This is a genomic window from Streptomyces sp. NBC_01304, from assembly GCF_035975855.1.
Lineage (GTDB): Bacteria > Actinomycetota > Actinomycetes > Streptomycetales > Streptomycetaceae > Streptomyces.
Map to the genome: position 1 here is coordinate 8,089,113 of NZ_CP109055.1, position 24,807 is coordinate 8,113,919.

General features: G+C 71.4%; 19 protein-coding genes. 11 read left to right on the forward strand and 8 right to left on the reverse strand.

Going from position 1 to position 24,807, the window contains the following annotated elements; all coding sequences use genetic code 11:
* Positions 1-71 precede the first annotated feature (71 nt).
* On the forward strand, positions 72-1,151 hold the full coding sequence (locus OG430_RS35930; RefSeq protein ID WP_327356826.1) for a hypothetical protein: 1,080 nt from the start codon (positions 72-74) through the stop codon (positions 1,149-1,151).
* Positions 1,152-1,304: 153 nt separating this feature from the next.
* Here OG430_RS35930 and OG430_RS35935 read toward each other — a convergent pair whose 3' ends face one another.
* Positions 1,305-1,763, reverse strand: a complete 459-nt coding sequence (locus OG430_RS35935) for a MarR family winged helix-turn-helix transcriptional regulator (RefSeq protein ID WP_327356827.1) — start codon at positions 1,761-1,763, stop codon at positions 1,305-1,307.
* A gap of 132 nt (positions 1,764-1,895) precedes the next feature.
* Here OG430_RS35935 and OG430_RS35940 point away from each other — a divergent pair, with 132 nt between their 5' ends.
* On the forward strand, positions 1,896-3,332 hold the full coding sequence (locus OG430_RS35940) for an MFS transporter (protein WP_327356828.1): 1,437 nt from the start codon (positions 1,896-1,898) through the stop codon (positions 3,330-3,332).
* Between the two features lie 114 nt (positions 3,333-3,446).
* Here OG430_RS35940 and OG430_RS35945 read toward each other — a convergent pair whose 3' ends face one another.
* From OG430_RS35945 to OG430_RS35960, 4 genes are all read right to left on the reverse strand, one after another.
* The gene (locus tag OG430_RS35945) at positions 3,447-4,988 is read right to left on the reverse strand and encodes an MFS transporter (protein WP_327356829.1); all 1,542 of its coding nucleotides are present in this window, start codon (positions 4,986-4,988) and stop codon (positions 3,447-3,449) included.
* Positions 4,985-5,599, reverse strand: a complete 615-nt coding sequence (locus OG430_RS35950) for a TetR/AcrR family transcriptional regulator (protein ID WP_327356830.1) — start codon at positions 5,597-5,599, stop codon at positions 4,985-4,987. Before OG430_RS35950 ends, OG430_RS35945 begins: the two co-directional genes overlap by 4 nt.
* 111 nt (positions 5,600-5,710) lie before the next feature.
* Positions 5,711-7,201, reverse strand: a complete 1,491-nt coding sequence (locus OG430_RS35955; protein ID WP_327356831.1) for an ankyrin repeat domain-containing protein — start codon at positions 7,199-7,201, stop codon at positions 5,711-5,713.
* A gap of 166 nt (positions 7,202-7,367) precedes the next feature.
* A complete protein-coding gene (locus tag OG430_RS35960; RefSeq protein ID WP_327356832.1) occupies positions 7,368-8,234 on the reverse strand; it encodes a hypothetical protein in 867 nt (288 codons plus the stop codon).
* 219 nt (positions 8,235-8,453) lie between these two features.
* Between OG430_RS35960 and OG430_RS35965 the strand changes: the two genes are divergently transcribed.
* The 5 genes from OG430_RS35965 (at position 8,454) to OG430_RS35985 (ending at position 15,339) form a co-directional block, all read left to right on the forward strand.
* Entirely contained in the window at positions 8,454-9,239 is a 786-nt protein-coding gene (locus tag OG430_RS35965) for a S1 family peptidase (protein ID WP_327356833.1), read from the forward strand.
* A gap of 286 nt (positions 9,240-9,525) precedes the next feature.
* On the forward strand, positions 9,526-10,188 hold the full coding sequence (locus tag OG430_RS35970; protein WP_327356834.1) for a response regulator transcription factor: 663 nt from the start codon (positions 9,526-9,528) through the stop codon (positions 10,186-10,188).
* A 19-nt stretch (positions 10,189-10,207) separates the two neighbouring features.
* Positions 10,208-11,590, forward strand: a complete 1,383-nt coding sequence (locus tag OG430_RS35975) for a sensor histidine kinase (RefSeq protein WP_327356835.1) — start codon at positions 10,208-10,210, stop codon at positions 11,588-11,590.
* A 145-nt stretch (positions 11,591-11,735) separates the two neighbouring features.
* Positions 11,736-14,819 (forward strand): endo-alpha-N-acetylgalactosaminidase family protein, encoded by a 3,084-nt coding sequence (locus OG430_RS35980; RefSeq protein ID WP_327356836.1) that lies wholly within the window; start codon positions 11,736-11,738, stop codon positions 14,817-14,819.
* Positions 14,820-15,096: 277 nt separating this feature from the next.
* Positions 15,097-15,339, forward strand: coding sequence for a hypothetical protein (locus OG430_RS35985; RefSeq protein ID WP_327356837.1), 243 nt, complete (start codon positions 15,097-15,099; stop codon positions 15,337-15,339).
* Positions 15,340-15,432: 93 nt separating this feature from the next.
* Here OG430_RS35985 and pepN read toward each other — a convergent pair whose 3' ends face one another.
* Entirely contained in the window at positions 15,433-17,937 is a 2,505-nt protein-coding gene (gene pepN, locus OG430_RS35990; RefSeq protein WP_327356838.1) for an aminopeptidase N, read from the reverse strand.
* A 123-nt stretch (positions 17,938-18,060) separates the two neighbouring features.
* Between pepN and OG430_RS35995 the strand changes: the two genes are divergently transcribed.
* Positions 18,061-18,384 (forward strand): chorismate mutase, encoded by a 324-nt coding sequence (locus tag OG430_RS35995; protein WP_327359372.1) that lies wholly within the window; start codon positions 18,061-18,063, stop codon positions 18,382-18,384.
* A 57-nt stretch (positions 18,385-18,441) separates the two neighbouring features.
* Here the strand turns inward: OG430_RS35995 and OG430_RS36000 are convergent, their stop codons facing one another.
* Entirely contained in the window at positions 18,442-19,338 is an 897-nt protein-coding gene (locus OG430_RS36000; RefSeq protein ID WP_327356839.1) for a helix-turn-helix domain-containing protein, read from the reverse strand.
* Positions 19,339-19,509: 171 nt separating this feature from the next.
* On the opposite strand from OG430_RS36000, the gene OG430_RS36005 reads away from it, so the two are divergent.
* The 3 genes from OG430_RS36005 to OG430_RS36015 all read left to right on the forward strand — a co-directional run bounded on the left by OG430_RS36005 (position 19,510) and on the right by OG430_RS36015 (position 24,403).
* Positions 19,510-21,258, forward strand: a complete 1,749-nt coding sequence (locus tag OG430_RS36005; protein WP_327356840.1) for a glycoside hydrolase family 35 protein — start codon at positions 19,510-19,512, stop codon at positions 21,256-21,258.
* A gap of 332 nt (positions 21,259-21,590) precedes the next feature.
* Positions 21,591-22,982, forward strand: a complete 1,392-nt coding sequence (locus OG430_RS36010) for a pyridoxal phosphate-dependent decarboxylase family protein (protein ID WP_327356841.1) — start codon at positions 21,591-21,593, stop codon at positions 22,980-22,982.
* The gene (locus OG430_RS36015; RefSeq protein ID WP_327356842.1) at positions 22,979-24,403 is read left to right on the forward strand and encodes a lysine N(6)-hydroxylase/L-ornithine N(5)-oxygenase family protein; all 1,425 of its coding nucleotides are present in this window, start codon (positions 22,979-22,981) and stop codon (positions 24,401-24,403) included. The genes OG430_RS36010 and OG430_RS36015 overlap by 4 nt, the downstream gene beginning before the upstream one ends.
* Here the strand turns inward: OG430_RS36015 and OG430_RS36020 are convergent.
* The gene (locus tag OG430_RS36020; protein ID WP_327356843.1) at positions 24,393-24,800 is read right to left on the reverse strand and encodes a hypothetical protein; all 408 of its coding nucleotides are present in this window, start codon (positions 24,798-24,800) and stop codon (positions 24,393-24,395) included. The genes OG430_RS36015 and OG430_RS36020 overlap by 11 nt on opposite strands.
* Between the last annotated feature and the right edge of the window lie 7 nt (positions 24,801-24,807).

Below are 24,807 nucleotides of genomic sequence, written 5' to 3' on the forward strand. Positions count from 1 at the left end.
CGTCAGGAAGCCGGGGCGTGCCAGAAAGCTGGAGCGCGCCAGAAAACCGGAGCGCGCCAGAGAACCGGGGCGTGCTCGACTCCGTCGTCACCGACATTCCGCACGCCAAAGTCGAGGCCGTGACCGATCGCGTGGTCCGGGAGTTCCAGCTGGCCGCCGACAAGGTCGCGGCCCACCACATGTCACCCGCCCGCTACCCGATGCCCGCTGACCGGGCCTCCACCGAGCAGTTGCTCGCGCAGCGGTTCGCGAGGCTCTCGGACGTCTTGCGGAAGCAGGCCGCGGACCGCCTGTCCGCCGATCTGCGGACCACGACGGTACGCGCCGAGCGGCTCGGTGACCTGCGCAAGGTCGACCTGCGCTCCCCGGCACCGGTCGGCGCCCAGCTGAGCCGGCTGCCCTGGCCTGCCCGGCTCAGGTTCCCCGCCGCGGAACTGAGCAAGGTGCCCACGTCGCTGCTGCCTGAGGTGTACGAGGCGGCCCCGGCGGCAAAGGACGCGGCCCCGGCGGCAAAGAACGGGGCCCCGGCCGCATCCGAGGGGCGGCCGCGCAGGCTGGAGTTGCGGATCCACCGGGTCGAGGCCGTGGACACCACCGGCGAGTGGGGCAGGGACGACATCCACCTGGGCGGCACCGGCAGCGACGAGCACGGGGACACGTACCGGATCGCCCGGTTCAAGGTGCACGGCTTCCACGCCGGGGACGTGCTCACCTATGTGCCGCCCCGGCAGTTCCACCGGTTCAGCCTGACCGACGCCACGGCCTGCTTTCCCCGGTCGTACTTCGTGACGGTGGTGCTCGCGGAGGCCGACTGGGCCGGATTCGCGGACTACTTGAACAGGCTGCTCGACGCGGTGCGGGCGAGGCTCGTCGAGGCGCTGCGGAGCGCGACCGGCGAGGCGTTGCCGCTCGGCGGGCCGGTCGGGGTGCTGATCGGGATCGCCGTGGGCGCCGCCGTGAACCGCGTCTTCGACTACCTCGCGGACCGGTGGGGCGACGAGGTGTTCAAGCCCGTCACGGTCCGCGCCACCCTGCCCTCCCCGACGGCCCGCTGGGGCGGCGAAAGCCCGGTCAGCGGGCCACGGACGCTGGAGTACGGAGGCTTCGGCGGCAAGTACCGGGTCGTCTACGACTGGAGGTTGTGCGACTGAGCCGACAACTGGGCGTGTGAGCCGACAACTAGGCGCGTGAGCCGACAAGTAGGTGTGCGGGGGCACACGGCCGCCGTCCGTCAGCGGGAGAGACGGGCGGCGGCCCCATGTTGTCCGCAGCGGGAGAGACGGGCGGCGGCCCCACGTTGTCCGTCAGCGGGAGAGACGGGCGGAAGCCCTGCGCTGCCGCTCGGTCGCGCCGCGCATGAAGCGGAGCACGGTCTCCAGCTCGGCGGCGCTGAACTCCTCGTAGTGCTCGAGGACTTCACCCAGCCAGTCGTCGAAGAGCTCCGCCAGATCGGCCACCTTCTCGGGCCGGAACTCCACCAGCACCCGGCGCCTGTCCGTCGGGTGCTTGACCCTGCGCACGAAGCCCTTCTCCGAGAGCCGGTCGACCAGGCCCGTCACGGAGGCGGGCGCGAGCCCGGTGCGTTCGGCGAGCTCCTTCGCGGTGAGCGGGCCGTCGCGCTGCAGGAGGTCGAGGGTCTTGGTCTCGGTGGCGCTCAGGCCCTGCTTGGCGGCGAGGGCGCTGTGGAACATCACGGTGACCGCGCTGCTCTCGCGGCCCGCCTCGTTCAGCTCCTCGATGATCTTGCTCCGGTCGCGGCTCATGGGGTCACCGTAGCAAAAACTTCGTTCGCCCGAACGAAAGAGTTGCGATCATGCCGAGCCGCGTGCAACTCTTTCGTTAGTCCGAACGAAATAAATCTGACGCCCCTCGTCCGACATCCTCAGGAGCCGGAAATGTCCACCACCCTTGCCCCACCCGCAGCGGCCGCACCCCCGCACCCGCGCCGCTGGGCCGCCGCCGTGGTCATGATGATCGCCGCGCTCATGGACCTGCTCGACGTCACGATCGTCAACGTCGCCATCCCGTCCATAGGCCGCGATCTGCATGCCTCTGAGGGCGCCCTGCAGTGGCTGGTCTCGGCGTACCTGCTGGGCTTCGGCGCGACGCTGATCATCTCCGGGCACCTGGGGGACCGCTACGGCCGCAAGGTCCTGTTCCTCGCCGGTACCGCGGGCTTCGGCCTCGCCAGTCTGGCCTGCGGAATCGCCCAGTCCCCGGGGCAGTTGGTGACCGCGAGGGCCGTCCAGGGTGTGATGGCCGCGCTGCTGATGCCGCAGGTGATCGGCTCGTTCCGGACGCTGTTCCAGGGCAAGGAGCGCGGTGCGGCCTTCGGGATGTACGGAGCCGTCGCCGGGTTCGCCTCCGCGGTGGGGCTGCTGCTCGGGGGCGTGCTCACCGACGCGGATCTGTTCGGGTGGGGCTGGCGCTCGGTGTTCCTGGTGAACGTTCCCGTCGCGATCGCCACCTTCATCGCGGGCCTGATCCTCGTGCCGTCCACCAAGGAACGCTCCGCCGGACGCCCCGACGTCCTCGGCAGCCTGGTCCTGGCCGGGTCGCTGGTCGCGATCGTGCTGCCGCTGGTGCAGGGGCAGTCCAACGGCTGGCCGCTGTGGGGCTGGGTCTGTCTGGCCGCCGGTGTCCTCGCGCTCGTCGGGCTCGGCGTGGTCGAGGGGCGCAAGCGTTCCGGGGCGACGGTGCCGCTGCTGCCGGCGCGGGCCTTCAAGCTGCCGGCCTTCTCCCTCGGCGTACTGGTCCAACTCCTGTTCTCCGTAGGCATGCAGGGCTTCTTCCTGGTCTTCACGATCTGGCTGCAGGGCAGTGAGGGCTACACGCCGATGCAGGCCGGTGTGCTGACCGTGGCCTTCTCGGTGGGCGGCTTCCTGACGGCGCCGGTCGCCGATCCGCTCGCAGTGAAGTTCGGGCGCCTGGTCCTGGTCGCGGGCTCGCTGCTGATGGCGGGCGGCTTCGCCTGGGTCTGGCAGGCCGTGGCCGCCTCGACCGAGGCGCACACCGGGGCCTGGCCGCTGGTGCCGGGGCTGCTCGTCGCGGGTGCCGGGCTCGGCTTCCTGGTGGTGCCCCTGGTCAACGTCGTCCTGTCCGCCGTGCCCGGTGACATCGCGGGCGGCGCCTCCGGGATCTTCTCCACGGCCCAGCAGTTCGGCGGTGCGCTCGGCGCCGCGATCATCGGCACGATCTTCTTCGGGCACGCCTCGGACGGTCTGACCCACGCGCTGACCACGGCCATGCCGTGGGTGGCGGCGGGCTTCGGGCTCTGCGCGGTGCTCTGCCTGGCGCTGCCGAAGAAGGCGATCGCGGCGTACGAGGAGTGAGCGCCGGAGGCGTCAAGTCCCGTACGGCAAGAGGCGGGTGGCCCCGGAATTCCAAGGGAATCGATTTCCCTCGGGATCCGGGGCCACCCGCCGTTCCCTTCGCGGTACGTCCCCTCAGTGCGCGGCGTCCGCCGACGCCTTGAACCGGGGGATCAGCAGATACACCGCCACCGCCGCCGCGACGAGGACCCCGCCCGTGACGGTCATCGACACGTCGAAGGCCCTGGTGAAAGCCGAGTTGGCGGCCTGTGCCAGCGGCTCGCCGACCTCCGCCGGCAGCTCCCGCGCGGCCTTCGCGCCCTCGCCGATCGAGCCGCGCGCCTGCTCCAGGGAGGCGGCCGGCGTCCCTGCGGGGGCCTGCAGCCAACTGCCGTAGAGCGCGGCGACGACACTGCCGATGATCGAGATGCCCAGTACGTTGCCGAGCTCCAGGGCGGTCTCCTGGATCGCCGCGGCCCGCCCGGCCCGCTCCGGCGGTGCCGCCGACATGATCACGGCGACGGCGGTGGCCATCACCAGCGCGCAGCCGACGCCCGCCACCGCGAACGAGATCCCGACCAGGGTCAGTTCATCGCCGGGCAGGGCCGGAACGAACAGCGAACCGCCGAGCAGCAGCAGGCCGAGGGCCACCGCCGTACGGGCGTACAGCCGTTGAAGGATCTTCGGCGTCACGAAGCCCATCAGCAGCATCGCGGCCCCGAGCGGCATCAGCCGCAGGCCCGCCGACAGCGGCGACATGCCCCGCACGATCTGGAACCACTGCGACCCCAGATAGAGCAGCGCACCGAGCACCACGGTGACGAGGAGATACGCGACCAGCGCCGCCGAGAACGACCTGATCCGGAACAGGCCGACGTCCATCAACGGGTCGGGGAGCCCGAGTTGGCGCCGTACGAAGTACGCCATCATGACGAGCCCGAGGACCAGCAGACCGCCGGACTGCAGCTCGAACAGACCCTCCTTGCCGATCATCTTGATGCCCTGCACGAACGCCGCCATCCCCAGGAAGGAGATCGCCACGCTCGGCCAGTCCAGGCGCGTGGCGGACGGCGTCGACGACTCGGGCAGCAGCTTCAGCGAAAGGACCAGCGCGGCCAGCGCGACCGGCACGTTCACCAGGAACGCCGACCGCCACCCGAAGGCCTGCACCAGCGCACCGCCCACGACCGGCCCGATGGCGCCGCCCGCGGCGGCCATGGTGCCCCACACGACGATCGCCGTCGTACGTTCCTTGGCGTCGGCGAAGGCACCGCGCAGGATCGACAGGGTGGACGGCAGGATCATCGCCCCGCCGACCCCGAGCAGCGCTCGGCTGACCACCAGCATCACCGGGGTCGGGAAGAGCACCGCGAGGACCGAGGCGGCGGCGAAGACCAGCAGTCCCAGGTTGAACAGCCGCTTGCGGCCCGTGCGGTCGCCGAGCGCGCCCATCGTGATGAGCAGGCCGGAGATCACCAGCGCATAGGCGTTCACGATCCACAGCTGCTGGATCGACGACGGCCCGAGATCCTCGATGATCTTCGACATGGCGGTGTGCAGGATGGTCGCGTCCATGACGACCATCAGGAGGCTGAGGCCGAGCACCCCCAGGATGCGCCAGCGGTTGGCGTGCACCGTCGGATCGACGGAGGTCGTGGTGGTGGGTGCGGTGGTCATGTCTTCCTTGCCTTGCTCTTGTGCGCTTCGTTGTTCTCGTGCGCCTCGTGCGCCTCGTCGTTCCCGTGCGCCTTGTTCTTGTGCAGTACGTGGTTCAGTACGTCGGTCAACTCGCCCTCGGACGGCGGCTCGTCGGCTATCAGTGCGTGCAACAGCAAACCGTCGGTCGCGGCGGTGAAGGACTTCACGGCGAGCGGGTCGCCGGTCAGGCCGGCCCCCACGGACGCGATCAGATCGGTCCACTTCCGGGCGGCCGGCCGCAGCGCGGGACGGCGGGCGGCAAGCAGCGTCAGCTCGTAGCAGGCGATCGTGTGCGCCCGGTCCTCATACAGGTCGCGCAGCATCCGCCGGGCCACGTCCGCGGTGCTGTCGGCGCCGTCGAGCTCGCCGCGCAACTGCTCCGCGTACTCCTCGGCGGAGCTGGTCAGCGCGGCCACCAGCAGGTCGTCGATGCTCTTGAAGTGGTACGTCCCCGAGGCCGGCGGCAGTCCCGCCTCCTTGGCGACCGCCCGGTGCGTCACCCCGCCCACGCCGTCTTGGGCCACGACCCGCAGGGCGGCCTCGACGAGCAGCCTGCGGCTGCGCAGGCCGCGTTCCTTGCGCCCGTCCATGGTTCACCCTCCGTGCTCAATGCCGCTTGATCCGGCTACGTACAGCCAGCTTCTTGGACAATTGTCCCATAACTTTCGCAAACGTGCCCGGAGAGGAGGAATGGGGCTGCTTCAGCCTCGGGGGGCCGTGCCCCGCAGGCGGTGCCTGGCGCGCTCGTCCTCGATCAGGTCGATGGCCTCGTGGGCGGTGGCGTACGCGTAGCTGTCGGGGTCGGCGTCCGAGAGCAGCCGGGCGAGCGCCGCCACCGCACGCGGGTCCTGGCGGCGGGCGAGCCCCTGTGCGGCCTCGGCGGCGACCGTCGGGTCGGGGTCGTCGAGGCGGGCGGCAAGGGCCTCGCGGACCGGCGTCGCGTCGGCGGGGGTGCGGGCGAGCCCGGTCGTGGCCCAGTCGCGGACCTCGGAGTCCGGGTCGCCGGCCAGGGCGATGAGCGCGTCCGTGGCCGCGGGGTCGTCCTCGGCCGCCAGTGAGTGCAGGGCGAACGCGACCCGGCGGCGCACGGCCGGCTCCGGGTGTCCGGCGTGCCGCACCACCTCGTCGACCGAACCGGAATGGCCCTGGTGCGCCAGCGCGAGCAGCAGCGACTGCAGCAGCTCCGACTCGCCCTCGGCCCCGGACGGCGCCTCGCGCACCGCCTCGCACAGGGGGCGCAGCAGGCCCAAGGTGCGGTCCTTGAAGCCGAGTTGGGCCAGCACGTCCACCGCGAAGGTCCGCCGTCGGACGTCGGGGGAGCGGGTCAGGGCGGCCGCGGCCTGGAAGGTCACCTCGTCGGCGCGGCGCTGGAGTTCGGCGACGCACGCGAGCCAGTTCTCGTTCTCGGGGTTGTTGAACGGCAGGGCACGGTCGAGGAGTTCACCGAAGGGGGTGCGCAGGCCGAGCTCGTGCTCAAGGAGTGTCGCGATCGCGCCGTGGCCGGTCTGCTGCTCGCGGCCGGTCCAGGTCCCGCCGTCCCTGAGCAGTTCGACGACCAGCGTGATGCCCTCGCCCTCGGCGACCCGCCGTACGACGGTCTCGTACGTGTCGGGGGCCTCATTCTGGGCCAACTCCCGGGCCACTTCGGCCACCAGGTCCTCGCGGCCGAGCCAGCGCCGGGCTTCGTCGAGTGCGGGCCGCAGCTCGCTCGCCCCGTGCCGCAGGAGCGCCTTCACCGTGTCGAGGGAGCCCCGCCGGGCGGCTGCCACGAGCGGGGGCCGACCGCCGGGTACGGCCAGGTCGGGGTCGGCGCCAGCGGCGAGAAGGGCCTCGGCGGCGGGGGCGTGGCCGAGCTGGACGGACCAGGCGAGGGCGGTGAAGCCGAGGAGTTCGGTGGCGTCGGGGCGGGCGCCTGCGGCGAGCAGGGCGTGGACCACCTCGGTGTGGCCGCCGCAGGCTGCTCCGCAGAGGGGGAGGTCGGTGCCGGAGCTGAGGCGGCTCGGGTCTGCGCCTGCGGCGAGCAGGAGTCTGGCGATGCCGGGCTCGTTCTGCACGGAGGCGAGGTACAGGGGGGTCTGGCCCTCGTTGTCGGTGGCCTCGGGGCTTGCCCCGGCCCGCAGGAGTCCCACGACGAGGTTCTCGTCCCCTGCGTATATCGCGCCGAACAGCTGCGTGACCAGGTCCTTGCTCATGCTTCGAGGGTCGCTCGGGGGTGGGGTCGGGCGCAAAACAATTCCCCCACCCCGCCCCTTCCCGAGATCCTGCGGAGCTGTGTCCTCAAACGCCGGACGGGCTGATTTCATCAGCCCGTCCGGCGTTTGAGGACACAGGGGGGCTAGGGGCGGGGAGGGGAGAAAATCACGTATCGCACTCCAACACCGACCGGCACAACCCGCACCGGGCCCGCACCCGTCCCCGCACAGGCACCCTGATCTGCTGGAAGCAGGCCGGGCAGGGGAAGGACACCCGGGTCGCGGGTGACGTGTCGAAGGAGTAGCCCGGGCCGGGCAGGCCCTGCCGGCGCTCCTTCGCGTAGCGCCGCCGCCCCGCCCAGCCCGCCGCGCTCAGCGGGGGCTGCTGCTCGTCGCGGTCGGCCTCCGCCCGGCCCTTCGCGTACGCCGTGTACGCCTGGGGGCTGGTGAACCAGATCGAGGGGTCCTCGCCGAACACCCGCGCCCGCTTGGCCAGGACGTACCCGAACTCCTCCGGCGTGAGATAGCCCAGCTTCTGCGAACTCGCCCCGTCCTCGCGGTAGGCGTCCAGGAGCAGCCAGCCCGCGCCCAGATAGGTGGTGGCGGTGTCCGTGAGGATCTCGTTGTCCCGGGTGCCGGGGAAGGCGAGGCCCAGGCGGTGCAGATAGACGTGCATGACCTCGTGGGCGAGGGCCGCGCCGATGTCCTTGCGGTGGTTGCGGAAGCGGTCGTTCAGCTCGATGAAGTACTCGGGGCCCGCGGTGAGTTCGACGTTCGCCGCGTGCTCCATCCCGCGGAAGCTCACGATCATGCGGGCGTCGGGCAGACGCAGGTGCTGCACCATGGTGCCGGCCACCCGGGCCACCCCGAGGTGCAGGTCGTCCTGGTCGCAGAAGGCCACGTCGGCGGGGGCGACGCTGGCGTCGAAGGTGTGGACGGTGTCGTACGAGAGCCGCTTGTAGAGCGCCGTGATCGCGGCCCGCACCGTGTCCAGGTGGGGGAAGCCGTGCACGACCGGTCCGCTGTCCGCCACTCGCGTACCCCCTGGGGTTCGGCCAACCGGCCTCCACTGTACGGCGGTTGATGGCGGTAGGTCCCGCGGGTATTGGCCGGAAACCGACCCTTGCCGACCGACCGTTCGGCCCCGCATAATCCAGCGACGCCCTGGCAGGTCCATGCCATCCCCCACTGTCTTGAACCGGGGGCGGTGGGTCTGCCTGCGCGTTTCCAACCCCCCACGGAAGGAAGAGCGTTGAAGAACCCCTTTGGTTCCTTCAAGCGAGCAGCGGCCATCGGCGCGATCACTCTCGCCGCGGCCAGTCTCCAGCCGATCGCGGCCCAGGCCGCCGGGAGCGACCCGTCCCCCACCGTCGTCGGCGGCACGCCCGCGGCGCAGGGCGAATTCCCCTTCATGGTCCGTCTGTCGATGGGCTGTGGCGGCTCCCTGTACGCCAAGGACATCGTCCTGACCGCCGCGCACTGCGTGGACGGCTCGGGCGACAACACCTCGATCACCGCCACCGCGGGCGTCGTCGACCTGGAGAGCTCCGACGCGGTCAGCGTGAAGTCCACCAAGGTCCTGCAGGCGCCCGGCTACAACGGCACCGGCAAGGACTGGGCGCTGATCAAGCTGGAGAAGCCGATCGACCTGCCCACCCTCAACATCGCCAAGTCGGACGCCTTCAACAACGGCGACTTCACCATCGCCGGCTGGGGCGCCGACAAGGAAGGCGGCGACCAGCAGCGCTACCTGCTGAAGGCCAGCGTCCCGTTCGTCGACGACGCCACCTGCAAGGGCGCCTACCCCGGCCTGGTCGAGAACGAGGAGCTGTGCGCCGGCCTCGTCGACGAGGGCGGCGTCGACACCTGCCAGGGCGACTCGGGCGGGCCCATGTTCCGCAAGGACGACTCCGACCAGTGGGTCCAGGTCGGCATCGTCAGCTGGGGCGAGGGCTGCGCGCGCCCCAAGTTCCCCGGGGTCTACACCGAGGTGTCGAACTTCGCGGCGGACATAGAGAAGGCGGCGTCCGAGCTCTGATCCCCCTGATCATGCTTTGACCTGCCGTTTCAGGCTCCACGCCTCGTACTTCCGGCCGAACGCGGTCCCGCGCTTGCGGGCCGGAAGTATGAGGCGGCCCGCCGCCCCCGGTACGTAGCGTGAACAGTGGCTTCGCAGGGCCGGATCAGAGCGGCTCCGGCCCTGCGGCCTCCTCACGTCGTGGCCATATCGGGAGCGGGGGCTCCTCCCAGCGGTTGCGACCCGCCCCACGCGCTAGTCCCATGGTGAGAACACTGGACGGCAGCAGAGGCAGGCGGGGCAGCACATGGCGATCACGGTGGTCATCGCGGACGACCAGGAGATGGTCCGCACCGGCTTCCGCATGATCCTGGAGAGCCAGGCCGACATCGAGGTCCTCGACGACGTCGTCGACGGCGAGGCCGCCCTCGACGCCGTACGCCGCCTGAACCCCGATGTCCTCCTCCTTGACATCCGCATGCCCAGGCTGGACGGCCTGGAAGTCACCCGCCGCCTCGCCGCCACCGGCAACGAACGCCCCCGCATCGTCATCTGCACCACCTTCGACCTCGACGAATACGTGCACGCCGCGCTGCACGGCGGCGCCAGCGGGTTCCTCCTGAAGGACGCCAGCCCCGCGATGCTCGTCGAGGCCGTACGCGCCGCCGCGGTGGGCGACTCCCTCGTCTCCCCGGCGATCACGGTGCGGCTGCTGCGCGAGATGGCCCCCGCCGCCGACCGCAAGGCCGAGGCCAAGAAGCCCGCCGAGCCGCTCACCGAACGCGAACGCGAAGTCGTCCGCTGCCTCGCCCGTGGCCTGACCAACAACGAGATCGCCGCCGAACTCTTCGTCTCCCTCTCCACGGTCAAGACCCACCTGGCCAATGTGCAGGCCAAGCTCGACGCCAGGAACCGCGTCGAGATCGCCGCCTGGGCCTGGGAGAGCGGACTGGCCGCGAGTACCCCGTGAGCCCTTTGGGGTGTGTCTCGTGAGCCCCGTCGCCACCTGGCTGGGCCGGCACCGGTCGCGCGTGGTGGCCGCCAAGCTGTCCCTCGCCGCCGTGCTGATCTTCCTCGTCGCCTTCGAGGGCTTCGCCCTGGCCCGGCAGCCCACCGCGCCGCACGGCCTCGTCGCCTTCTCCGGCGTCGTGGTCTGTCTGTGCGCGGTGCCGTGGAGCGGGGCGCCGCTCAAGGTCCGGGCCTGGCTCGCGGTCGTCGTGTCCTGGGCGGTCACCGTCTTCCTGATCGCCGGCGACCGGCCGCTCAGCGTCTGGGGGATGGGCGAGTCCGTCGCGCTCCTCGTCCTGCTCACCGGCGTACTGCTGCGGGCCCCCGCCCGCTCGGCGGCGGTCCTCGGGCCGCTGCTCGCGCTCGCCTGTGTGGCCGCCCCGGTGCGGGACGCCGAGCCCGGCCGGTTCACCATGCTCTTCTCCGTGCTGACCGCCGTGGTGACCGCCTTCTCGCTGCTGCTGCGCGCCCAGTCCGTGCAGCGCGTACGCGATCTGCAGGCGGTACGCAGCGCCGAACGCCTCGAACTCGCCCATGAGCTGCACGACCTGGTCGCCCACCACGTCACGGGCATCGTCGTGCAGGCCCGCGCCGCCCGCTTCACCTCCGTCTCGGCCGAGAAGGCCGCCGAGACCTTCGCGCGCATCGAGCGCGCCGGGGACGAGGCGCTCGGCGCGATGCGCCGCCTGGTGCGGGTCCTGCGCGAGGGGGAGGCGGAGACCGAGCCGGTCGCGGGCATCGCCCAGATCCGCGAGCTCGCCGACAACTTCTCGGCCACCGGGCCGCCCGCGATCCTCTACGTCGAACCGGGCCTGGAGGAACGCGTTCCCGCCGACCTCGCGGTCACCGCCCATCACGTCGTCCGCGAGGCCCTCACCAATGTCCGCAAGCACGCCGCGGACGCCACCGCCGTACGGATCGGCCTGCGCGCGAGGCCCGGCGGCCCAGGGCGTGTGTCGGACGTCCCTCCTGCCCCGCGACGCCTGGCACGCGCCCCCAAGCTCTCCGAGCAGGGGGGACCCCCTCTCGCCGCACCGGGCGAAGACCCAAGTACGTCCGGCCCATCGATGGGGTCCTCCGCCCGGCACGCCGAGAGCACGCACCGACTGCAGACACCAGCTGCTCCGCAGCGGGCGCAGGGCCCGCCCTCCGGGCGGACGGAGGGACGTCCGACACACGCCCTGGAGATCCGCGTCGCCGACGACGGCTCCAAGCCGGCCCACCTGAGCGAGAAGTCGCGGGGCGGCGGGTTCGGCCTGGTCGGGCTGCAGGAGCGGGTCACGGCTCTTGGCGGGGAGCTCACGGCGGAGCGGTCGCCCGGGGGCGGCTGGGAGGTTCGGGCGGTACTGCCGTACGAGGCGTGATCAGGCACGTACCGCCAAATCCCGCACCCACTGCGGCGGATCGCACACTAAGTCCAACACCAGCCCCACCTTTGTCCATGGGCCCGGCGGCCCCACAGCGCCCATCGTGACGGCCACGGAAATCCGTCCCGAGAAGGGGTGCGCAGTGCAGCCGTCGACAGACACACAAGGACCGAGCCGCCGAGCGGTCGTCGCCACGGGAGCCGCCGCCGGGGCAGCCCTCGCGCTGGGCCTGACCGCAGGCCCCGCAGCGGCCGCGGCCCGTGCCGCGGGCGAGGCGACCTTGCGCTCGCCAGACCTCGAAGTGCAGGTCGACACCGCCTTCCCGCGCATCGTCCGCTACACCGACCGCGCCTCGGACGCCGTCCTGCACGGCCAGCCGGACCCTGTCACCTCACTCCTCGTCAACGGTACGGCGTACACCCCCAAGGTGACCTCGGAGCCCGCCGACGACCACATCTCGTACACCCTCGCCTTCGACGGCGGCACCGCGATCCAGGCCGAGATCCGCGTCGAGGGCCGCAAGGTCCACTGGCGCATCACCAAGATCACCGACACGGACGCGCTGCGCGTGGGCACCCTGCAGATCCCGTCCCTCGCCTTCCTGTCCGTACGCAGCGACCAGCTCGGCGCCACCCTCCTGGCCGCCAGGATCCAGCTGGACAAGGCCAAGAGCGGCGACACCCTCGTCAAGGTCGCCGCCGACACCCCCGCCGAGGCCGCCACCGGCTGCGCGTACGCCGTCGTGGCGCACGACGGGCTCGGCGCTGCGATCGAGACCAACACCGTGTACGACAAGCCCGATTCGGCCGCCGGAACCACCTGGGAGAACGGCCGGCTGTGGCGTACGACCGTCAAGACCGACGCGGGCGTCGAGGCGCGCCTGGCGGCCGGCCAGTGGACCCACCGGGCCGCGACCTCACCCGTCGCCGCCACCGATCCGCTCCCGCAAGCCACGGTGATCATCACCGGCGACCGGAACGGTGACGGCAAGGTCGACTGGCAGGACGCCGCGATCGCCTACCGCGACATCATGGTCACCCCGCTCGGCGCCGACGGCCAGCACCTGCGGGTCGTCCCGCACATCCCGTTCAACTTCGCCTCGCAGGCCACGAATCCGTTCCTGCTCACCCTCGACCACGTGAAGCGGATCTCGCTCGCCACCGACGGACTGCGCCAGTACACCCTCCTCAAGGGCTACCAGTCCGAGGGCCACGACTCCGCGCACCCCGACTACGCGGGCAACCCCAACAAGCGCGCGGGCGGCCTCGCCGACCTCAACACCCTTGTCCGGGAAGGCAAGAAGTGGGGCAGCGACTTCGGTGTGCACGTGAACGCCACCGAGTCCTACCCCGTCGCGAACGCCTTCTCCGAGACCCTCGTCGACAAGACCAACGAGCAGTGGGACTGGCTCGACCAGAGCTACCGCATCGACGCCCGCCGCGACCTCGTGTCCGGGGACATCATCAAGCGCTTCGCCGACCTGCGCGCCGAGACCGACCCGGCTCTCAACACCCTTTACATCGACGTGTTCCGCGAATCCGGCTGGAACTCCGACCGCCTGCAGCGCGCCCTGAGCGACCAGGGCTGGATCGTGACGACGGAGTGGGGCCACGGCCTGGAGCGCTCCGCGGTCTGGTCGCACTGGGCCACCGAGACCGACTACGGCCCCGACACCTCACGCGGCATCAACTCCCAGCTGATCCGCTTCATCCGCAACCACCAGAAGGACGTCTTCGCCGACAAGTGGCCGACCCTCCTCGGCATTCCGCGCACCGGCAACTTCGAGGGCTGGGTCGGCAAGACCGACTGGAAGACCTTCTACGACCTGATCTGGACCGAGTCGCTGCCCGCGAAGTACCTGCAGGCGTACCCGATCAAGTCGTGGTCGGCGCACGAGATCACCTTCTTCGGCGCGACGGGCACATCCGTGTCGGACGAGGGTGGCAAGCGTGTGATCAAGTCGGACGGGCGGGTGGTCTACGACGACGGCCGCTACCTCCTGCCGTGGGAGCCCCGCAAGGCCACCGACCCGCCGAAGCTCTACCACTACTCCGCGAAGGCCGGCACCAGCACCTGGCAGCTGCCGCGCGGCTGGTCGGGACTGCGCTCCGTCGCCGTCTACCGGCTCACGGATCAGGGACGGGCGTACGTCGCCGAAGTCGCCGTGCAGGGCGGCAAGGTCAGCCTCAAGGCGGCCGCCGGCCAGCCCTACGTGATCTACCGCTCCCGCGTCCCCGCGGCCGGCGACCCCGACTGGGGCCAGCACACGCCGCTGCACGACCCCGGCTTCAACTCCGGTTCCCTGAAAGGCTGGCAGGTGTCCGGGCCCGCCTCCGTGAAGCTCAGCGCGCTCGGTGACTACGAGCTGGTGATCGGCTCGGGCGGGGCGGCGGCGGTCGGCCAGCGGTTGTCGCGGCTCGCGCCGGGCACGTACGCGGCGTCCGTGCAGGTCGAGGTCGGCGAGAAGGCGGGCCAGACGCGCAAGGCGTCCCTGGAGGTGCGGACCGCCGACGGGGTGCGCGCGGAGAACTGGACGTCGACGTCCACCGCGGGCAACTACGTCGCGGCCGACCGCAAGCACGGCACCCGCTTCCAGCGCATGTTCACGTACTTCACCGTCCCGGAGGGCGGCGGCCCCGTCGACCTCACGCTCCGGGCGGCGGCCGGGCAGGCTCGGGTCCGCTTCGACAACGTCCGCATCGTGGCCGCGCGCCGCTCCGCGAAGGCGGGCACGGTCGTGTACGAGGACTTCGAGTCGGTGCCGCAGGGCTGGGGCGCCTTCGTCAAGGGCGACTCGGGCGACGTGACGGACCCGCGCACCCACCTCGCCCAGCGGCACGCGCCGTTCACGCAGCGGGGCTGGAACGGCAAGGCGATCGACGACGTCATCGACGGCTCGGAGTCACTCAAGTCCCGTGGCGAGAACGGCGGGTTGGTGTACCGGACGGTGCAGCACACCTGCCGTTTCGAGCCGGGGAAGAAGTACCGGGTGTCGTTCCGGTACGAGAACGAGAAGGCGGAGCAGTACGCGTGGGTGACCGGGGTGGACGCGCCGGCTTCGCGCGAGCTGTCCTCGCAGCCGCTGCCGGTGGCCCTCGACCCCACGGTGCTGTCGTACGAGTTCACGGCGCCCGCAGCGGGGGAGGCGTGGGTCGGCCTGCGGAAGGTCGGGGACGACGGCGTGGCGGAGTTCGTGCTCGACGCGTTCGAGGTGCGGGAGATCTAGTCCCCTCCCCTCCCCGCCCCTTCCCGAAAGTCCTCAAACGCCGGACGGGCTGATTTCATCAGCCCGTCCGGCGTTTGAGGACAGTCTTTGAAGCCGTCCGTAGGACTTTCGGGAAGGGGCGGGGAGGGGAAAGAGCCAAGCCCTGCGAACCCGCAACCCTCACGCGCCAGGCCCACCGGCACGCCTCGACGAGGCGCTCGCCCAGCGCGGCGACAACCCCGAGACCCTGGCCGTCCTGCACCAGATCCACGAGGAACTGCGGGACTTCAACAAGGACATGACCCGCCTCAACGCCCTCACCGAGGACCAGGTCAAGTCCACCGTGGAGAACCGCAAACTGACCGCGATGACCCTGATGTTCGTCATCCCGTCGACGTTCGCGGCCATCCCGGGCGCCAACTTCGAGCACCTCAACGAGTACGGCTTCGACAACTTCTTCGCCCTGCCGATCCTCGTCGGCCTGGTCGTCGCCGCCGCGCTCGGCACCTTCGTGTGCGTCAAGAAGAAGGGGTGGCTCTGAACGGCCACTTCGCATCGGTACCGCCCGCGGCGGCCGGGACACGGGGCGAAACCGCCCCGAACCCGGCCGCCGCAGCCGTAGCCGACCGGTAGGTCACTCCCCGCGGACCCGCAGGGCCCGCGCCAGGTCGTCCACCTGATCCACCAGCTTCCGCTGCAGCGCAGGCACCGCATCGCCCGATTCCAGGCAGGCCTGCCCCAGCGCCACCGCATCCGCCGACACCGCGTACTCCGGGAACGCGTACCGCCCGACCACGGTGGCGATCGCGGGACCGCGCCGTGCGGCCACCGCCACCGCGTCCGCGTAGAACCGCGACACGTACTCCCGTACGAGATCGATCTGCTCGGGCTGCCAGAAGCCCTGCGCGGTAGCCGTCAACAGGTAGTTGGACAGCGGCTCCGCGCCCTCCGACTCCGCGAACATCGCGTCCCAGGCCTCCCGCTTGGCCTGCGGATCCGGCAGCGCGGCCCGGCACCGCGCCGCACCCTCCTGCCCGGTCGCGGACGGATCCTGCGTCAACTCGGCCTCGATCACCGCGTCGTCCGTCGCGCCGAGGACGGCGAGCCGGCCCAGGATCCGCCAGCGCAGCTCCGGATCGAGCTCCGGGCCGCCCGGCACCGACCCGGAGTCGAACCAGTCAAGGATCGTGTCCGGCTGCGCGGCGGCCGCGATGAAGTGACGTACGGCAACGAGCCGGAGCCCCGGGTTCGAGCCGTCCTCGGTGCGCCGGATCAGATCCCGGCACAGCTCGCTGAGCAGGGCGAGCGCGGCGGGACGGTCCTCCGCGGGGAGGTAGCGGTCGGCGAGCTGCGTGGCCGCGAAGGTCAGGACGCCCTGGACGAGGGCGAGATCGGTCTCCTCCGGGAGGTGCGCGCGGGCCGTCTCCAGGTAGGCGAACGGCTCGAGCTCACCGTCGCGCACCATGTCGCGCAGCGCGTTCCACACCAGGGCGCGCGTCAGCGCCTCCGGGATGCCGGACAGGCTGCGCAGGACCGTCTCCTCGGACACCTCGTCGAAGCGGACCTTCGCGTAGGTGAGGTCACCGTCGTTCAGCACGATCAGATCGGGCCGCCGCCCGGGGTGGACCTCACGGGCGTCGCCCTGCGGGACATCGACCTCGAAGCGTTCGCGCAGCACCAGCGTCCGGCCGTCCACGAGATCACGGTCGTACGCCCCCACACTGATCCGGTGCGGCCTGCTGCCCTCCTGGCGCACCTCGAGCGTCCAGCCGCCCTCCTGCTCCACGACCTCGGGCGTCAGCTTGTCCACCCCGGTCGTCCCCAGCCAGACCTCGGCCCAGCCGTGCACGTCCCGATCGGTCGCCGAGGCCAGGGACTCGATAAAGTCCGCGAGAGTCGCGTTGGCGAACTTGTGCCGTGCGAAATGGGTGTTGATGCCCGCGAGGAAGTCCTTCTCGCCGATCCACGCCACCAGCTGACGCAGCGCGGACGCGCCCTTCGCGTAGCTGATCCCGTCGAAGTTCAGATCCGCCGTCGCCGTGTCCGGCACCAGCTCCGGATCCGGCGCGACCGGGTGCGTGGAGGGCCGCTGGTCGGCGTCGTAGCCCCAGCCCTTGCGGGCGACCGCGAAGTCCGTCCAGGTGTCCGTGAACCGGGTCGCCTCGGAACACACCTGGTAGCCCATGTACTCGGCGAACGACTCGTTCAGCCAGATGTCGTCCCACCAGGCCAGCGTCACCAGGTTCCCGAACCACATGTGCGCCATCTCGTGCGCGATGACCATCGCCCGCGTCTGCCGCTCGGTGTCGGTGACCGCCGAGCGGAACACGAACTCGTCCCGGAAGGTCACCAGACCCGGGTTCTCCATCGCACCCGCGTTGAACTCGGGCACGAAGGCCTGGTCGTAGGAGTCGAACGGGTACGGCTCGGCGAACTTCTCGTGGAACTTGTCGAAGCACGCGCGCGTGGCGTCCAGGATTTCGTCCGCATCCGCGTCCAGGTACGGGGCGAGGGACTGCCGGCAGTGGATCGCGAACGGCAGACCACGGTGCTCGGTGCGCACCGAGTGGTACGGGCCCGCCGCGACCGCCGCCAGATACGTGGAGATCCGCGGCGTCTCGGCGATCTTCCACCGGCCGCCGCCCAGCTCCTGGGCAACACCGTTGCCGAGCACCGTCCACTGCTCGGGCGCCTTCACCGTCAGCGCGAAGACGGCCTTGAGATCCGGCTGGTCGAAGGCGGCGAACACCCGCTGCGCGTCGTCCATGCACAGCTGCGTATAGACGTACGTCGCCCCGTCGGTCGGGTCCGTGAAGCGGTGCATGCCCTCACCCGTGCGGGAGTAGAGCATCGACGCGTCGACGACCAGCTCGTGCTCGCCCGCCGTCAGGTCCTTCAGGGGAAGCCTGCTGCCGTCCAGGGAAGCGGTGTCCAGCGGCGAGCCGTCGAGGGTCGCGGAGCGCAGCGCGGCGGGCTTCAACTCGACGAAGGAGTCCCCGGCCGTGCGGGCCGTGAAGCGGATCACGGTACGGGAGTCGAAGGTCTCCTCGCCGACGGTCAGGTCGAGATCGACCTCGTACCGCCGGACGTCGAGGTGCCGGGCTCGGGTCTGCGCTTCGTCGCGCGTCAGTACGGACATGAGGACATGCTGCCCGATGCGGGGCGCAGCGCACAGGGGGGCCCTGCCCCGGACCCCTTCGGCCCGCTCGGGGTCGCTCGCGGGGCGGCACGGGGACGCCTCGGCAACGTAGGCTCCATGACCATGACCACGAGCAACAACCCCGCCGTCGACGAGTCCGTACGTGCCGAGCTCGGCCGGCTGCGCGACAGCATCGACAACATCGACGCCGCCGTCGTGCACATGCTCGCCGAGCGCTTCAAGTGCACCCAGCAGGTCGGCCACCTCAAGGCCAACCACCACCTGCCGCCCTCCGACCCGCAGCGCGAGGTCCAGCAGATCGCCCGCCTGCGCGGCCTCGCGGAGAGCGCGAAGCTCGACCCCGCGTTCGCGGAGAAGTTCCTGAACTTCATCATCGCCGAGGTCATCCAGCACCATGTGACGATCGCGGACCAGAACGGCGAGTGACACGGGCCGGGGCAGGGAGCGTGTGACGCGGACCCCGGACCGGGAGCCTTCCGGGTCCTACGTCGCCACCTCGGACCCCGACCGCAGCATGGGCGGATCGTCCGGATCCGGGATCTGCTGCGACCAGCCGCCCGGCACCGCCCGCCCCTGCTGCTCGCGGAACCGCACCGGGGCCACGCCCACCCTGCGCGTGAACAGCCGCGAGAAGTACGCCGGGTCGTCATAGCCGACCCGGCGCGCCACCGCCGCCACCGGCAGCTCCGTCGCCGCGAGGAGCTCCTTGGCCCGGCCGAGCCGGATGCCCAGGAGGTAGTCCTTGGGGCTGCAGCCGGCCCCCCGCCGCACCGCCGTGCGCAGTTCGGCCGGCGTCATCCCGTGCCGCGCCGCGTGCTCGGCGACCGACAAGGGCTGGAACGCGTCCCGCGCCAGCGCCCCGAGCACCGGGTCGCCGTCGGGCGCGATGTCGGCCCGGGCCCGCCGCAGCGCGACGAGCAGCTCGTGCACGGCCGCCCCCGTCTCCACCTCCAGGAGCGGGTTGCCGCGCCGCGCCGCCCGCGCGATCCGGCCGATCGCGGCCCGCGGCCCCGCCGCGTCCGACAGCGCGACCACGGGCCGGTCCGGCTCGATGTAGCCGAGTTCCGTGTACGTCGTCGTCGCGGGTCCCGTGAAGTCCACGAAGGACTCGTCCCAGCCGCTGCCCGGGTCCGCGCCGTAGTGATGCTCCACGCCCGGCAGGATCCAGATCAGCGCCGGCGCCACCACCGGCACCCGCCGCCCGTCCGCCGCCCTGAACCAGCCGCTGCCCGCACTGATCACGATCGCCACATGGTGGTCCAGGACCCGCGGCCCGACCGTCGGCAGCGCCCCGTGCTGCAGGCCGACACCGAGGCAGACCAGGCCGAGACGGTGGTGGACGGGGCTGGGAGTGAAATAGCGCATCCATGTGTGGTACATGAGCGGTTTTGCCCCTCTCTGTTCATCGGCTGGCCCAAGTGGTGCCCAAAGTTGCGTCCAAACAGGAGCGATCTTTGTCCATGGACCGGCCCATGACCAGAGGGCGAAGGTAGAGGCGCAGGTCAGGGACGAGACAAGCAGCTCAAGCACGAGACAGGGTGGGGCGGGACCATGGGTGAATTCGTGATCGGGGAGGACGACTTCGAGCTGGACGGGCGTCCCGTGCGGCTGCTGTCCGGCGCGCTGCACTACTTCCGCGTCCACGAGGACCACTGGACCCACCGGCTCCGGATGCTCCGCGCGATGGGCCTCAACTGCGTCGAGACGTACGTCCCCTGGAACCTCCACGAACCCCGCCCGGGCCAGTACCACGACGTGGCCGCCCTCGGCCGCTTCCTCGACGCCGCGCACGCCGAGGGCCTGTGGGCGATCGTCCGCCCCGGCCCCTACATCTGCGCCGAATGGGAGAACGGCGGCCTGCCCCACTGGCTCACCGCAAAACTCGGCGCACGCGCGCGTACCCGCGACCCCGAGTACCTGCGCCCCGTCGAAGACTGGTTCCGCGCACTGCTGCCCCAGATCGTGCCCCGCCAGCACGACCGGGGCGGCCCCGTCCTCATGGTCCAGGTCGAGAACGAGTACGGCTCCTACGGCTCCGACCACGCCTACCTGCGCCACCTCGCCGACTTCCTGCGCGCGCAGGGCATCACGGCCGCGCTGTTCACCTCGGACGGCCCCGAGGACCACATGCTCACCGGCGGCTCCCTCCCCGGCGTCCTCGCCACCGCCAACTTCGGCTCCCACGCGCGCGAGGGCTTCGAAACGCTCCGCCGCCACCAGCCCAAGGGCCCCCTGATGTGCATGGAGTTCTGGTGCGGCTGGTTCGACCACTGGGGCGCCGAACACGTCGTACGCGCCCCCGAGGACGCGGCCTCCTCGCTCCGCGAAATCCTCGAATGCGGCGCCTCCGTCAACATCTACATGGCCCACGGCGGCACCAACTTCGCCGGCTGGGCGGGCGCCAATCGTGGCGGCGACCTCCACGAAGGGGCACTGGAGCCCGACGTCACGTCCTACGACTACGACGCACCCATCGACGAATTCGGCCGCCCGACACCGAAGTTCTGGGCCTTCCGCGAGATCCTCGCCGAGTACGCGGACGGGCCACTGCCCGAACTCCCGCCCCAGCCCGCCGTGTTGGGGGAGCCGGCCTCCGTGTCCCTCTCCGCATGGGCGTCCCTCGACGAGGTCCTGACCGCACTCGGCGGCGAGGAACACGAGTACGGGGCTCCGCCCACCTTCGAAGACCTCGACGTCGACCGGGGCCTGGTCCGCTACCGGCTGACCGTGCCCGGGCCGCGCCGCCCGTACCCGCTGAGCGTGCGGGGCCTGCGGGACCGGGCCGTGGCGTACGTCGACGGGGCCTTGGCCGGCGTCCTCACCGAGGCCTCGCCCTCCCTCGCCTCACCCGTGCCGGGCCCGGCCTCCGTGGACCTGTGGGTCGAGTCCCTCGGGCGGGTCAACTACGGGCCCCTGGTGGGGGAGACCAAGGGCATCACCGGGGGAGTCCTCCACGAGCGGCAGTACCTGCACGGGGTGCGGGCGCAGGGCCTGCGCCTCGACGCGTTCGACGACGCGGACCGGGTCCGGGGTCTCGGGGCCCGCGCCGCCCTGCCGGGTGCGGCCGGGCTCTACCGGGGGGCGCTCACGATTCAGGGCCCGGGGGACGCCTCCCTCGAACTCCCCGGCTGGACACGGGGGTTCGTCTGGGTGAACGGGTTCAACCTGGGCCGGTACTGGTCTGCCGGGCCGCAGGGCGCGCTGTACGTGCCGGGGCCCGTGCTGCGGTCGGGGGCCAATGAGGTGTGGGTGCTTGAACTGGAAGGGGCCGCGTCCGATGCGCGGGTAGTGGTGGGCTGAGACTTCTTCGTCCCCTCCCCGCCCCTTCCCGAAAGTCCTCAAACGCCGGACGGGTTGACAAATCAGCCCGTCCGGCGATTGAGGACGAGGCCGAAGGCCGTTATCCAGGCGGGGGTCCGGGGGCGGCAGCCCCCGAGTCGCCGTCAGGATTTCGGGAAGGGGCGGGCGGGGAGAAAACACCCCCCATACCACCTCACCCCAATTCCAACTCACCTTCTCCGCACGGCAGTACCACTTTCGAGTTCGCTCGTTGAGGACTCCGGGCGCGCCACCCGAGCCAAACGACAGGCTGGCCGCCCAAGGCCCACGCGCACCCGAAGGACGCCCAAGACATGAGCACGCCCCCGCCGCTGTCCGGCGGCACCCCAGGCCCCGACGCCCTGCGGCCCCTGCTCAGCACCGTCCTGGACGCCCTGCGCGAAGGCGCGACCCAACGCCGGGGCCCCCTCCCGAGCGGCGGCCCCGACGCAGTCCGAGCCCACGTCGAGGCCACCCTCAAAGAGGCAATCCCCGCCCAGGGGTTCGGCCCCGACGAAGCCCTCCACACCCTCACCCGGCTGGCAAGCCAAGGCGCCGCAGACCCCGCCCACCCCCTGTGCGTGGCCCACCTGCACTGCCCGCCCCTCGCCGTCGCCACCGCCGCCGACCTCGCCGCATCCGCCCTGAACCCCTCCATGGACTCCTGGGACCAGGCCCCCGCCGCCTCCGCGCTGGAAGCACTCGTCACCAAGGCCCTCGCCCAGGAGATCCACCCACAGGCCGACGCCCTGATCACCACCGGCGGCACCGAGGCCAACCAACTCGCCCTGCTCCTCGCCCGCGAGAAACACGGCACCGTCCAGCTCCTCACCGGCGAGAACGCCCACCACTCCCTGCACCGCGCCGCCTGGCTCCTCGGCCTGCCCGACCCCGTCACCATCCCCGCCCCGGCCGGAGCCATGGACCCCGCCGCCCTCGACGAGGCCCTCACCGACTTGAGTCCTCGGCGGCTCCGCCGCGGGCACGGCCCCATGCTCGTCGCCGCCACCGCGGGCACCACCGACGCCGGCCTCATCGACCCCCTGCCCGACATCGCCGACCTGTGCGAGGCCCACGGCGCCCGCCTCCACATCGACGCGGCGTACGGCGGCGGACTCCTGTTCAGCCCCACCCGCCGCAGCCAACTCGACGGCCTCGACCGCGCCCACACCGTCACCCTCGACCTGCACAAACTGGGCTGGCAACCCGTCGCCGCAGGCCTCCTCGCCGCCCGCGACCCCGCCGACCTCGGCGTGCTGAACCACACCGCGGACTACCTCAACGCCGAGGACGACTCCGAAGCGGGCCTGCCCGACCTCCTCGGCCGCTCCCTGCGCACCAGCCGCCGCCCCGACATCCTCAAAATCGCCGTCACCCTCCGCGCCCTGGGCCGAGAAGGCCTCGGCACCCTCGTCGACCAGGTCTGCGCGCTCGCCGCACGGTTCGCCGAGCTGATCGAGGAACACCCCGGATTCGAGCTCTACGACCGGCCCGGCATCAGCACCGTCCTGTTCCGCCCGTACGCCGCGGACGACGCCCAAGTCGCCGACGTACGACGGAAATTGCTCCACAACGGAAAGGCCGTCCTCGGCCGCGCCCGCATGGACGGCCGACTCTGGCTCAAGGCCACCCTGCTCAACCCGCACACCCAACCCGGCGACCTCGCCACGCTCCTGAAACTGGTGGAAGGAAACACCGTCCGATGACTGCGCAGCGCACCAGCGCCCCCACGCCCCCCACCCCCGAGGAACCCCACGACCTGGTGGGCGTCGGCATCGGCCCCTTCAACCTGTCCCTCGCCGCCCTCGCCCAGCCCCTCGGCCAGATCACCACCGCCTTCTACGAGCAGCGGCCCGCCTTCCACTGGCACCCCGGCCTCCTCATCGACGGCGCCACCCTCCAAGTCCCCTTCCTCGCCGACCTGGTGACCCTCGCCGACCCATCCAGCCCCTGGTCGTTCCTCGCCTACCTGAAGTCCATCGACCGGCTCTTCCCGTTCTACTTCGCCGAGCGCTTCCACATCACCCGCGCCGAATACGACGCCTACTGCCGCTGGGTCGCCGAGGGCGTCCCCGCCCTGCACTTCGGCCACCAGGTCGACGCCGTCCGCTGGAACGGCGAACGCAACCTGTTCGAAGTCGACTTCACCCAACTCGACGCCGACGGAGAAGCGGAGGCGCTCGGGCGCACGTACACCCGCAACGTCGTCCTCGGCGTGGGCACCACCCCCTACATCCCCGAACCCCTCAAGCCCCTCGCCGAAGCCCCCACCGTCCCGGTCATCCACTCCGCGGACTACCTCGACAACCGCGAACGGCTCCTCGGCGCCGAACACATCACCGTCATCGGCTCCGGACAGTCCGGCGCGGAAGTCTTCCTCGACCTCCTCAAGGCCCGCCCCGAAGGCCGCGAAAAGATCCACTGGCTGGCCCGCACCGAAGCGTTCGCGCCCATGGAGTACTCCAAGCTCGGCCTCGAACACTTCACCCCGGACTACACCCGCTACTTCCACCAACTCCCCGAAGCCGTACGCGACAAGCTCGTCCCCCAGCAGTGGCAGCTCCACAAGGGCATCGACGCCGACACCATCGCCGCCATCCACGACGAGCTCTACCGGCGCACCCTGCACGGCGGCTGGCCCGACGCCACCCTCACCCCCGGCGTCTCCGTCCGCACCGCGGGCCGCGTCGCCACCACCAAGGTCGAACTCCACCTCGAGCACCTGCAGCAGGGCACCCGCTCCCGCCTCACCACCGACGCCGTCGTCCTCGCCACCGGCTACCGCGAACGCCCCCTCGACCAGATGCTCGCCGGCCTCGACCCCTACATCCGCCGTGACAGCTCCGAGCGCCCCCGCATCGACGACCAGTACCGCCTCGTCCTCGACCCGAGCGTCACCGGCTCCATCCACGTCCAGAACGCCGAACGCCACACCCACGGCGTCGGCGCCCCCGACCTCGGACTCGCCGCCTGGCGCAGCGCCGCCATCCTCAACTCCCTCACCGGGAAAGAGCCCTACCCGCTGCCCGAACGGACGGCGTTCACCACCTTCGGCCTCACCCCGACCGGCGCACCCGGCCAGGACCCGGCAGGGCAGCGCGGCACCCTCGTACAGCTCAAGGGCTGACCGGCGCCAACCGCCCGATCTCCGCCACCACTTGACGGCTCCGCGGGCACGACCACACGGCCGTGCCCGCACGCGTCCCAGGACTCAGCGGATGCGCATCCGGATGCTCGGGACACTCCGGCCACACCGCCGCACGCCCCGCACCCCACAGCGCCTCGACCGCCCACTCCTGCGCCTGGTCCGCCAGCTCCGCGCTCTGCTCGGCCCGGTCGGGCGACCACAGCACCGACCCCACGCTCCTCCCCGTGCCATCCGGCGCGAGCAACCAGACCCCCGGCTCCTCATCCCCCTCGGACGGCCGCACGACCGGCGCCACCGCGCACGTCGCGGTCAAGTCCCGCACCACCGGACCCAGCGCGGCGGTGATGTCCTCAACAGTCGCAGGCACATACGTCATGCCCCCA